Source organism: Mucilaginibacter sp. P5_A4 (assembly GCF_056400605.1).
Window position 1 is genome coordinate 15,968 of record NZ_JBFUKX010000060.1, and the last position, 12,526, is coordinate 28,493.

The window sequence follows — 12,526 nt, forward strand, 5'->3', positions numbered from 1 at the left end:
AATGAAATACCCTTTAGATCGTCCTTTTTCATTAGCCATAGCGGAGGTGATCAGAGTGGCTCAGACAGACAGTGCCAAAGGGCTCTCTGAACATGAGGCGGAAAACCGCCAAAAAGAATATGGCCCCAATGCCTACCAAACGCAACCGCAAAAAAGTTTCTGGCTGATCCTGCTTGCCCAGTTCAGGAGCCCCATTGTTTACCTCCTGGTCTTTGGCGCGGCCGTTTCTCTGTACTTTGAAGATCTTTTAGAAACCATTGCCATCCTGGTGGTTATTATTATCAATGCGCTGATCGGCTTTTTTATGGAAATGCAGGCCCGCAATTCGATGAACGCCCTGAAAAAAATGGAGTTGATACTGGCCAAAGTGATCCGTGATGGCAAAGCCCGGTCGATTCCCGCAGAAGCGCTGGTGCCCGGCGACCTCGTTCCGCTGGAGGCGGGCGATATTATCCCGGCAGATGGTCGTTTAGTAACAGTTAGCCGCTTACAATGCGATGAATCCCCGCTTACCGGTGAATCGCTACCGTCTGATAAGGCTACCGGGCCGCTACCTGTAGATACCGTTATTGGAGACCAGCAGAATATGGTTTTTAAAGGCACTTCCGTAATTAATGGGAAGGGGAAAATGGTAGTCTCCGGTATTGGGCCACATACGCAGTTAGGCGCCATTACCGCGTTGGTTGAAAGCTCGGCCGATACGATCACCCCGCTGGATAAAAAGCTGAATAGGTTAAGCCGGAAGCTGATCTGGATCACTCTGGCCATGACGGCGATCTTTGCTGTAACCGGGATTATCCAGCGGAAGCCGCTATTAACCATCTTTGAAACATCAATTGCACTGGCGGTCGCTGCCATACCCGAAGGTCTACCTATTGTTGCAACGGTGGCCCTATCCTACGGCATGCTGCTGATGGCCAGGCGAAATGCGATCGTAAAGAAATTATCCGCCGTAGAGACGCTGGGCAGCACCGGCGTGATCCTGACAGACAAAACAGGCACCCTGACCGAAAATAAGATCTATGCGGACATGTTTGCGTTCCCCGGAGAAAGTGTTAAGGTGCATATTGCAAACAATCTCCTAAAATTTCCAGGCGGCGCTATCAAGGCAAGCGCGGAAAACTTCGATAAACTTCTATTGACCGGGATCCTGTGTAATAATGCTGATGAAACAACCGGAGATCCCGTGGAAATGGCGTTAATGCAGATCGCCATTGCTGCCGGTTTAGATACCAGCAAACTAATAAAACAATATGTACGTATTGCAGAGCTGCCCTTTAGTTCAGAGATCATGATGATGGGTACCTTGCACCAAACGGCCACTGGGTATTTTGCCGCGGCGAAAGGCTCCGTTGAACGATTGCTTGAAAAATGCACACAAACACAGTCGGGTACGCGAATTGAAAATTTAAGTGCCGCATCCAGAGCTGCCATACTTTTAAAGTCCGAAAAAATGGCAGCGAGCGGGCTGCGGGTGTTAGCTTTCGCCTACCGGTCGGGTGACATGCTTGATGCGCACAATTATTTGAATGACCTGATTTATATCGGAATAGCTGGTTTTCTCGATCCACCCCGTACAGATATCAAAGGAGCCATATTTACTTGCCGAAATGCGGGCATTAAAGTGGTGATGATTACCGGTGACCATCCCCAAACCGCGTTGAACATCGCCCGGAAGGTAGGCTTGATTGATGAGGACAACCAAAAAGTGATCACCGGAAAAGAACTGCCGGGGGCTGAACTCTTGACAAAAGAATGGCGCCAACGTATTTTGACTACGGCGGTCTTCGCACGTGCTTCACCGAAGCAAAAGCTGGAGATCGCGGAGGTGTTCCAACAGGCCGGTGCTATTGTAGCCATGACCGGCGATGGCGTGAACGATGCTCCTGCGCTAAAAAAGGCGGATGTGGGCATTGCCATGGGGCTGAGGGGAACACAGGTGGCCAAAGAAACCGCCAGTATCATATTGAAAGATGATTCGTTCACTTCAATCGCCGGGGCGGTGGCACATGGCAGGGAAATATTTCAGAATATTCAAAAGTTTGTAGTCTACCTGGTGTCGTGTAACCTGAGCGAGATATCGATCGTAACCATTTTAGGCGTGGTGATGCCCGGTGCCACGTTACTACCCCTGCAGATCCTGTTCCTGAATATGGTGACAGACATCTTCCCGGCGCTGGCACTGGGTTTAGGTACCGGTGATAGAACAGTGATGCTGAGACCGCCACGCGACCCAAAAAAGAATATCATCACCAACACAAAATGGCTGGTGATAGTTCTATACTCTGTCGCCATTACCCTGACTGTAATTGTCTCGGTTCTCTATTCCAAAGAAGTGCTTCACCTCGATGATCGTACCTGTAATAATATGGCATTTACCACACTCACTTTTGCCCAGCTGTTTCATGTGTTCAATATGTCCTCGGATGGTTCCGGCTTTTTGAATAATGAGATCACGAGGAACAAATGGGTGTGGATCGCCATTTTGATCTGCAGCGGCCTCACACTGATGGTATTTGCCGTGCCCGGTCTGCGTTTAGCTTTAGGGTTATCGGTTCTTTCTTTTAAATTGTGGGTATCCGCTATTACTGTTAGCCTTCTGCCATTGGTTGTTTTCCAGGCTTACAAGGGCATCCAGAAAATAACTAAATAAAAGACTAAACCTGCAGCCGGCCTTTTACCGGCCTTTCATCGCCCAGCAATACGGCCCCATTGCTTATAATTTTCAGTGCGGTTGAATACGATCTTTAAAATGGACAACTCGGGCATCGCCAGGAACATACCGGATAAGCCCGCCATGATGCCGCCTATTATGATACCAACGATGGAAACAAGCGGGTTGATTTTGACCTGTGAACCCAAAATACGCGGCATCAAAATGTTATTATCCAGGAATTGCACCCGCCGTAATGGCTCCCAACACTATTAGCACGTCAGCAATACTCTCCGATGAAGCAAGGGTCAATAATATGCCCAGAATATTACCGATTAATGCTCCAAGGTATGGGATCAGGTTCCAAAAAGCAAAGATGATCCCGATTAGCAGAGCATTCTGGATACCAAAAATCCACAATAATCCTGCTAAAAGGACAATGATGTAAGTGATCTGTATCAGCAGCCCGACAAGGTAACTTTTGACCATTTTTTCGATCTGCCGGATGACGTCCTCCACATTTAGATACCGTTCTTTTTTTTAAACCACATCAGGACGAACTTAAAAAAGGTTTTTATATAGGATGATCAGTTAGATATAGATCGGCAGTAAACCTATAAAGATGACCATGGCAGACAAAGATCCCGCCGCACCGCTCAAAACACCGCCCAGGGAACTGAATAATTTTTTTATTTGCACATTAACGAACATCACCTGTTCTGCCGGGGAGTAGCCAAATGATTGGCTGATCCAGAAACTCAGGCCATCAAGGTGTTGGCCACGGTGCGCTGAATCTGCGGAAAATCATCTAACAAAGCGCTCACCTGGCTGGGAAAAAGGCCATCAACAAGGGCATGATGATCGTATTTCCTGCCACTACGATAGTTCCTAAAACAAACAGCCCAATTAGTTCTATGGCCCGTTTCACGGTCACCGGCATTTCTTTTACCATGGGGTACAGTTTTTAAACTTCTTGCAGTGCGCGTTTTTTAATAACACAATATAAGCCTTTTATATCGGTTTCCCATTTAGAGTTAATGGCAACAAGAGCAATCTCTCCTAACAAGTCAAGGATGGTTAACGCTCGGCTTATAATCAATCCTTGACATTTCCTCCTTGCCCCGGCGATACCGCATGGGTCCCGATCTCGGTATGCCTGATCTGTCCCCCTAAAAATCCGGTCCAGGCAATGAGTCCACAGCCAACTAAAGCTGCCGCCAGCGTCATTAAAGCGACCGGCCTGATCAGGGAAGAGCCTTTCATTGTCACAAAAAGTCCGATCACAGAGATTACACCAATAACAATTAAGCCGATCAAAGATATCAAGGCAGACTCTTCATGTTCTTCAATGACATTTTTAAATATTCCCTGTAAATGTTCAACTGCTTCTTCGGCGCCTTCGCCGGTTGCATAAGCTATACCGGCTCCAATGGCGGAGATGATCAAAATATTATAAGCAGCGATCAAAGTAGAATTGCTTTTCCTCCATATCCCATGGATCAAAACAAATGCACCCAATGCAGCGCCGATGATCGGCAGGTGGGTGATCAGCAGGTGGATATGCGTTTGGTTCATGACTTTTTTTATCAAAAATCACCATTTGACCGTGCTATTTAAATAACTGTCATCAAATGGATTAATGACCTTTGTCATTTATTTTCAGCTGTTAAATAGCCAGATTTACAATCTAAAGAAATCAGCCATGAAGACGATCCTGATGCTTACTGACTTTTCGGAAAATGCGAACCACGCCGCGAAAACCGCCGCGAAAGTTCTCAGGAACTTAAACGCAGATATTTTGCTCTACAACACTTATCATGACCACCCGATACTTCCTGCATATTCTGGCGGCCCCCGGATGGTGGAAGAGTTCGTTTTTCGCAAGGATGAAAGTACGGCGCAACTCGGTCAGTTAGCCCTTCAGCTGAGGCATATCATAGCGGGGATATCAAAAGGTGGGTTTGAACCTAAAACCGGTTATCAATGCGGGGAAGGTTCACTGGGTAAAAATACGACAGCGATGATTCAGGAGAATAATATCGGTCTCGTTGTGATCGGCAGCAGCACTGATGGTTCTTTAGACCATTTGATCTTCGGTAGTGACGCCGTGGAGGTGATCGATCATTCCTCCTGCCCGGTTCTAATTATCCCGCCAAAAGCTGAAATGAATGACCTGAAAAAAGTGACCCTGGCTACGGCTTTTGAATGGGCTGACATCAACGCGATCAACTATTTGACCAACTTAGGTAAAGAGCTAAACTTTCACCTGGAGATTGTTCACGTGTCAATTTTAGAAGAAAAGGATAACCCGGTAAAAGAAAAGGCGATCCTTAATCATATTCATGCGATCAATCAAGACAATATATCGTACCTTGAGATCAGAGGAAAAGATGTAGTCAAACGACTAAACAGGCTATGCAAAGAAAGCAGCTCGGATATGCTTGCGCTGGTTCACTATCAGGATGGTTTTTTGTCGGCCCTGCTTGACAGATCTACAACAGCGGCCGCTTTGGATAACCAGCATATGCCGCTTATGGTTATTCCGTCCGGAATGACCACAAACTATTGACCGATCAAACAAATGGCAGCAAATAATTTTGATGTACTGGGATTAAGTAATAGTGAAGTAATTGCGGCCAGGTCAAAATATGGAGCAAACAGCCTGTCGTTTAAAAAGGAAAACGGTTTTGTTGATGCGCTGAAAGGATTGGCAAAAGAACCGATGGTGATCTTACTGTTGGTTACTTCATGTATATACTTTATCAGCGGTAAACCCGGCGATGGCATTTTTCTGGCTTCAGCCATTGTACTGGTAGCTGGCATTTCTTTATATCAGGACTCCCGTAGCCGGAACGCGCTCGAAAAACTCAAAGATTTTTCGCAACCCAAATGCAAGGTGATCAGGAACGGCGACGTTTTGGAAATAAAAAGTGAAGACCTTGTCATTGGCGACAGCCTGATGGTAGAAGAAGGAACGTCCATAACGGCAGATGGTATGATTGTGCATTCCAACGATTTTTCGGTAAATGAAAGCATCCTCACCGGCGAATCTTTAGCTGTTTATAAAGAACAGTCTTCCGCCGACAATTTGATTTTTCATGGGACTACCGTAGCCAGCGGCCTTGCCATCGCAACCATAACTGCCGTAGGCAACCAAACCCGTTTGGGTAGGATCGGCAAGAGCTTGGAGTCAATCGTTGAAGAAAAAACACCGCTGGAATTACAGATCAACAATTTTGTAAAAAAAATGGTAATCGCGGGGCTTATTGTATTCCTGGGCGTGTGGGCCATTAACTATTTCCGTTCCGCGAATATTTTGGATAGTCTGATTAAAGCGCTTACACTGGCCATGAGTATCCTGCCCGAAGAAATCCCGGTTGCATTCACCACTTTCATGGCCCTGGGTGCCTGGCGAATGATGAAAATGGGTATCATAGTAAAACAAATGAAAACGGTAGAGACCCTGGGTAGCGCATCGGTTATATGTACTGATAAAACAGGGACCCTGACGGAGAATAAAATGAGTCTGGCGAAAGTGTACACATTACAGGAGAATCATATCGCCAACGCTACGGAAGAGATTTCAAATGGTGCTGAACAGGGCCTGATTAGGCTGGCTATGTGGGCCAGTGAACCGATACCCTTCGATCCCATGGAGATCGCCCTGCATGATGCTTACGTGAAATTGGGACTGGCCGATGAGCGTCCTGATTACAGAATGATCCACGAATATCCGCTGGGCGGTAAGCCGCCTATGATGACCCACCTGTTTGAAGATAAAAACGGACTCCGCATTATTGCGGCTAAAGGCGCACCGGAAGCGCTAATAAGCATCGGCAACTTAACCAGCCTGGAGAAAAAGCAGGTAGCATCGGCAATTGAAGTAATGGCTGCTGAAGGATACCGGGTATTGGCTGTAGGGGAAGCAAATTTTGCCGGGATTGATTTTCCGGCCACGCAGCAGGAATTCCAATTCGCATTTAAAGGGCTGGTCGCCTTTTACGACCCGCCCAAGAAAAATATCAGTACAGTGCTGCAAGGCTTTTATAAAGCGGGTATCAAAGTTAAAATTATTACAGGCGATAACGCGGAAACCACCGGCGCTATTGCCCAGCAGATTGATTTTTACGGGTTTGATCAATGCCTGAGCGGCGATGCGCTGATGCAGTTGTCTGATAGCGAACTCAGGGACAAGGTAGAAACAGTGAACATTTTTACCCGTATGTTCCCGGATGCCAAACTAAAGATCATCAATGCGCTAAAGGCTAAAAATGAGATCGTGGCCATGACCGGAGATGGAGTAAACGACGGGCCTGCTTTAAAAGCCGCGCACATTGGTATTGCCATGGGTAAAAAAGGCACCGAAATTGCCAAGCAGGCAGCATCACTGATATTATTGGAGGACGACCTCTCGAAAATGGTAAAAGCCGTAGCAATGGGCAGACGCATATATACCAACCTGAAAAAGGCAATACAATACATTATTTCCATACATATCCCCATAATATTGACCGTATTCACCCCGCTGGCTTTAGGCTGGATCTATCCTAATATTTTTTCACCGGTACATATTATTTTCCTGGAATTGATCATGGGGCCGACTTGCTCCATCATTTACGAGAACGAACCCATGGAAAAGAACACGATGTTACAAAAACCACGCCCGTTCAGTACAACTTTCTTTAACTGGAAAGAATTAACGACAAGTATGATACAGGGCTTGGCAATCACCGCGGGTACCCTGGCAACTTACAGGTATGCCGTAAGCAAAGGAGCCGACGAACAACTTACCCGTACAATGGTATTTACCTGCCTCATAGCAGCCAATATTTTGCTCACCTTAGTTAACCGATCATTTTACTATTCCCTTTTTACCACGGTCAGGTATAAAAACAACCTGGTATTGCTGATCATCGGGATCACGATCCTTATTTCGGCTTCATTGATCTATCTTAAGCCGTTGACAGTCTTCTTTGGTTTCGAATCACTTAACCCGCTTAAACTGACGACAAGCATCGCTATTGGTTTTATCTCGGTTATATGGTTTGAGCTGTATAAATGGTGGACACGCAAAAATCACGGAATATGAAAAGCCTGTTCTATAAAAATATAATGATGGTGCTTTTACCGTTCCCTGACATGGGCGCTTTAGATCGTGGCTTTGTGCAGGTGATCTCTCCCGATGGCAGGTTGATGGGAAACGTTGTATTTCTGACCGGCATTGACCGGCGCGACGATTTGGGCATACCAAATAGATTTGATATTTATTTACGAGAGGATGAACCAGGCAGTCATAATGGAATAGCTTCGGACAATAAAGCGCAACCATAGAGATTAGAGCGAACAATGTTCAAGCAGTATTTCATTACGTAAGTTTCCGTTTGGAACGTCCGTGCTGCCCAATTATTTCAGGCACGCTTCCGCCTTCAGATGGTTAGATGAGATGAGCGCTAAGCTGTCGGTTGGCTTAACGACCGGCCGGCCGGGTCGGAAGTTGATGATAAATGGCCTGTTCCAGTTTAGTATCCAGCTGATAGATGTCCGGATAAGCCACCAGCTGACCGTCCTGGAACCGACAGGTCAGATAGGTCACCTTTAAGGGCATTGGCTTCTGTAGCCTGAAAGTTCTCGCGTTGCCGGCAAGCCGGGTTCGCCGAAGCAGGGCTATTTTCCCTTCCTGGCGGTCAGCCTTTAAAAGTAAAGCGGCCAGCTTTTCCGGCTTTTCCACCCCGATATTGCCCTGGCTCAGCGCGCGCTGGTTACGCTTAAACCAAGCTGTTTGTTTTATTTCTATGAGGTCTATCTTATTTCGACTGGAAAAATGAAAATTAAGCAATGAACCAGCTTTTCCTGTTTGGGGAGTACTTTGTGGTAATAACTCCAGGGTGCGCAGCTGATCGGGTAACTCAGTTTTCGGCACCACATTGACAGCATAGATCGCACTTTGTAAAAGCGGGGTTGGTGTGGCCCTGCTACCGGTCACTACTTTAAAGTGATAGGTCGAATCGGGAAGGAAGAGAGTCAAGGTGAATGAAGGTATATCTATTTGTACGTAAGGACCGTCACCAATAGCCGCCCAACGCAGTCTTTCCATATTGATCGCCACTTTACGTACGTTTTCTTCGGGCACCTCATAACAATCATCCAGGTACTGGCCTTTCCATTTATGCATCCAGCGCTGCATTTCCATGTATGCCTGTCCTTTGGGCTGAACCGATAAAAGTGCTTCTGATATATCTGTACGTGCTAAAGCTGTACTTAAGACCGATTCCATCCGTGTATCGCCTTCGCCCGCATCGATCCTTATTGCCGGCAATTCGGGGTTCAGCTTGCCATAATGCAAATGATCCATCAGTGTCAGCATCGCGTCGGTCAGCATGAGCTCAAACCGGGCTTGCCGGTCTTCGCTGATCTTATCGGGTTGTTCGAAAATATCGTGCAAAAGATCGTAGCGCAATTCGTCGGGATGATAGTCGGCATGTGAGAGCCCATATTGTAAGACGCAGTCCAGCAATAGCATGGCTTGCCAGGCATGCCCGGTTTCGCCCTTTTTCCTGATCAACCAGGCGGATTGAAAATTCCGGGCTGTATAAAACCTTTTGACCGAACGTGGAAAATACAGCGGAAGTTGTTTTTCTGCATGTAACTCCGTATTGATCCGGGTTGCCAAACTGGTGTCAATTCCGGACGCCGAAGCGACCGACCAACTGGTTAACAAAATAAGAAATGTACAAAACGATTTAGGCCACCTGGCCCTCCTCTGTATAATGCGAAGTGCACTCATCGTCTGATATTTAATACAAAAGAGCGGCTATTTTAGCCGCCATCAAATGATAGCAATCAAGGTCAAACATGTCGGCGATCATTTTTTTGTAGCCCACAGGACGAATCTTGCACTATGAAAAAGACAAGTATAAAACATTTAGCTTTTGCGCACCAGCCCAGCCTGCGCGGACTGGATTTTTACGAATAGAGCTCCGTTTGCTGCAGGAACGGCTGAAAGAAATCGCCGGAGATAATACCGCAAGCAAAGTGGCCGACTAGGTGGAGCATTTTCAAAACCAGCTGATCATTCACCGCGATCAGATCCGAACAGATCGGCATGTGAATCATAAATCAAATCAGCTTGCAGCTCAAAAAAATGCAACATGATATTAATAATATCACGTGCATCTTTTGTTCTTACCTCCGGACGGTCGTCATAAGCAATAAACTTGAGTAAAATAATGCTCGGCAGCGTAGCAACTTTAAAGGTATGGCCTGTAGCCGGTTCTACCAATTCGGTTCCGGCAAGGTAAACTTCGTTAAATCCGTTTACTTTGATGCTGGTCAAACCGGCACCTTCAAATTTCACCTCATTATTGATCTCAATCTCTCCGAAAGGCAGGATATCCACCTGAATACCAACAGGTGTGAGCAGTACAAAAGAATTGGTTTTCACCTCCCGGTATCCTTTGTTGTCAATCAGGTAGTCTCTTACGGCCTCATAATCAACAGGAAAATATGACTGCTGTATTTTCGCTGGTTTAAATCAGAATCTACCGCGCAAATACTAGCGCGACAATCATCTTTGAATGGTCAAGTTTCCTTGACTATTCAAACATAGCATTAACATTGGTATTCCCAGCGAACTATTAAGTAGTTATTTCCCATTGAGGGAAAGATATAGTGACTGATAAGTCATAGTAGAATGATGAATTTTATAGTGCCGATAATAAAAAGGGGACTGGTATTTTTAACCTTTTTACTTATTCCTAATTATCACTATGGCGACTGTAGCAATTAAAATCTTAAAGCATCAAAAAAAGCAGGATGAAACTTACAATGTTAAAATCAGAATCATACATAAAAGACAGACATGCTATATAAGTACTCACTATTTTGTTTGTGATAATCAACTTTCATCAGACTTAACACTTAAAGATTCATCCATTTATAAACATTTACACTTTACACTTCAAAAATACAGGATCGCTATTGGTAGATTAAATAATCTACTGGATGTTTATTCAGCAGCTGAGATAAGAGATCATTTAATAGAAGCTGATAAAAACGTTGACTTTATTAAATTCAGTAATCAACATATTGATGATCTTTTAAAGGTTGGCAGAAAAGGATCAGCAAGTACATTCAAGACAGTTGTATATAGCCTCATTGATTATTTTCAAAAAGATACTATATCTACCCTGGAAATTAATGGAAGGGAATTAATCCAATATGACAAATATCTCCGCAATGAGAGAACGATAAGCCGGCCAAGCAATAGAACTACTCTCACAAGAATACTTAAAGGAATGGGAGATACAGGCATCCATAACCATATGAGAGATCTTCGTACCTTGTTTAAAGCAGCAATGCGCTTTTATAATAATCCCCAATTTAATGATATCAAAATACCGTATTGCCCTTTTGATCATTATAAACTTGTTGATACAACAGTTACCAGGAAACGTAATCTGAAATTATCACAGATCAGGATGATCAGAGATAGTTCTGCCATTCCCAATAGCCGGGCAGAAATTGGAAGAGATATGTTTATGCTATCTTTTTATTTATGTGGTATGAACGCAATAGATATTTATGATTTGCGGAATGAAAATATCTTTAACGGCAGAATTGAATACTACCGGTCAAAAACAAAACGAAAAAGAAAAGACAATTCATTCATTAGTATAAAAATCATTAAGGCTGCAGAGCCTCTGTTGGAAAAATATTTGGGCAAATTACATCTGAGATACTCAGATAGTTCGAATCTTGATCACGCTATAAACCACGGCCTAAAACAATTATTTAGCAATACAGATATCTCAGGTGTTACATTTTACTGGGCAAGGCATAGTTTTGGGAATATTGCCAGAAACAAATGCCGTATGAGCAAAGACGATGTAGCACTTACTTTGAATCACATTGATCAATATTACAAAACTACAGACATCTACTTAGAAAAGAATTGGAAGATTGCAGATGAAGTTCAAAAATCGGTTATCAAGAAGCTTAATAAAGATATAAGAAAGCAGAGCAAACATGCCCAGAATCAAAGTAAAATAAACCAAAATCTGGAATAATTTTGGTTTGAAATTGTTTGTTGAGCAAAGGACTTTTAGTCCTTTGCTCTATTCAGTATTTATTCATAAATAATTTATTATCAATTACTTATGAATAAATTAAGGATGGGACTGAAAATCCTTGTGTCGCTGGTTCGATCCCAGCTGATACCACACTTTCAAAAGCCTGTTTTCTAACGAAAATGGGCTTTTTTTGTGCTTTTAGGCGTATTTTAGCGCTATCTCTTCTATGTGCTGAATCAAGTGATTAGCGATTTAACAAGTTTTTTTTGTTGAACTGACCGAAAATTATTGAGAATTAATTGAGAAAAAATTGAGGATCAATTACGGTCGCTAATGAATCCTTAAAATGGCTACTGTTAGAGAAGTAATCCTACCCCGTGAAAAGAAAAATGACGGAACGTGGAATGTTAAAATCAGGGTTAACCATAATGGTAAATCCGTTTATTTAAAAACCCAACATTTTATTGGGCAAAGGCAAATCCGTGCGGATTATACCATCAAAGATCCTATCATTTTAAAACTGGTTAACCCAGTGCTTGATGACTACAGAACAAAAATCAGCGACCTGGGGCCAAAGCTTGATTTATACGGTATTCAGGATTTAGTGAATCACCTTATTGCCGGTGATGCCATAACCGCAGACGAAATAAATATCATTTCTTTCGGGATGAGCCGAATTAAGGAATTAAGAACTGCAAATAGGGACGCCAGCGCATCTAATATGCAAACAGTAGTCAATAGCTTAATTGATTACTTTAAATCCAATACAGTGCCTATTACCGCTATCAGGGCCAAATTCTTACTT

The 12,526-nt window shown here is 44.1% G+C and carries 10 protein-coding genes and 1 pseudogene; 6 read left to right on the forward strand and 5 right to left on the reverse strand.

Translation table 11 applies throughout. From position 1 onward, the window contains the following. Position 1 precedes the first annotated feature (1 nt). Entirely contained in the window at positions 2–2,653 is a 2,652-nt protein-coding gene (locus AC1DQW_RS24635) for a cation-translocating P-type ATPase (RefSeq protein WP_477456476.1), read from the forward strand. A gap of 35 nt (positions 2,654–2,688) precedes the next feature. Here the strand turns inward: AC1DQW_RS24635 and AC1DQW_RS24640 are convergent, their stop codons facing one another. From AC1DQW_RS24640 to AC1DQW_RS24650, 3 genes are all read right to left on the reverse strand, one after another. Beyond that, positions 2,689–2,874, reverse strand: coding sequence for an AI-2E family transporter (locus tag AC1DQW_RS24640; protein ID WP_477456477.1), 186 nt, complete (start codon positions 2,872–2,874; stop codon positions 2,689–2,691). Between the two features lie 10 nt (positions 2,875–2,884). Continuing rightward, complete coding sequence (locus tag AC1DQW_RS24645; RefSeq protein ID WP_477456478.1) at positions 2,885–3,142, reverse strand: hypothetical protein; 258 nt, start codon at positions 3,140–3,142, stop codon at positions 2,885–2,887. A 606-nt stretch (positions 3,143–3,748) separates the two neighbouring features. Further along, positions 3,749–4,228 carry a DUF2231 domain-containing protein gene (locus AC1DQW_RS24650; protein ID WP_477456479.1) on the reverse strand — a complete coding sequence of 160 codons (480 nt, stop codon included), beginning with the start codon at positions 4,226–4,228 and terminating at the stop codon, positions 3,749–3,751. A 127-nt stretch (positions 4,229–4,355) separates the two neighbouring features. Between AC1DQW_RS24650 and AC1DQW_RS24655 the strand changes: the two genes are divergently transcribed. From AC1DQW_RS24655 to AC1DQW_RS24665, 3 genes are read left to right on the forward strand one after another with little or no spacing between them, the layout of a single operon-like run. After that, positions 4,356–5,222, forward strand: a complete 867-nt coding sequence (locus tag AC1DQW_RS24655; protein WP_477456480.1) for a universal stress protein — start codon at positions 4,356–4,358, stop codon at positions 5,220–5,222. 12 nt (positions 5,223–5,234) lie between these two features. Continuing rightward, positions 5,235–7,742, forward strand: a complete 2,508-nt coding sequence (locus AC1DQW_RS24660; RefSeq protein WP_477456481.1) for a cation-translocating P-type ATPase — start codon at positions 5,235–5,237, stop codon at positions 7,740–7,742. Continuing rightward, positions 7,739–7,984, forward strand: coding sequence for a hypothetical protein (locus tag AC1DQW_RS24665; protein WP_477456482.1), 246 nt, complete (start codon positions 7,739–7,741; stop codon positions 7,982–7,984). Before AC1DQW_RS24660 ends, AC1DQW_RS24665 begins: the two co-directional genes overlap by 4 nt. Positions 7,985–8,120: 136 nt before the next feature. Here AC1DQW_RS24665 and AC1DQW_RS24670 read toward each other — a convergent pair whose 3' ends face one another. Further along, complete coding sequence (locus tag AC1DQW_RS24670) at positions 8,121–9,437, reverse strand: L,D-transpeptidase scaffold domain-containing protein (protein ID WP_477456483.1); 1,317 nt, start codon at positions 9,435–9,437, stop codon at positions 8,121–8,123. Between the two features lie 285 nt (positions 9,438–9,722). Continuing rightward, positions 9,723–10,094 carry a hypothetical protein gene (locus tag AC1DQW_RS24675; protein ID WP_477456484.1) on the reverse strand — a complete coding sequence of 124 codons (372 nt, stop codon included), beginning with the start codon at positions 10,092–10,094 and terminating at the stop codon, positions 9,723–9,725. Between the two features lie 325 nt (positions 10,095–10,419). Here AC1DQW_RS24675 and AC1DQW_RS24680 point away from each other — a divergent pair, with 325 nt between their 5' ends. After that, positions 10,420–11,718 (forward strand): phage integrase SAM-like domain-containing protein, encoded by a 1,299-nt coding sequence (locus AC1DQW_RS24680; protein ID WP_477456485.1) that lies wholly within the window; start codon positions 10,420–10,422, stop codon positions 11,716–11,718. 349 nt (positions 11,719–12,067) lie between these two features. Further along, positions 12,068–12,526, forward strand: a pseudogene (locus tag AC1DQW_RS24685) (recombinase); the annotation flags it as partial.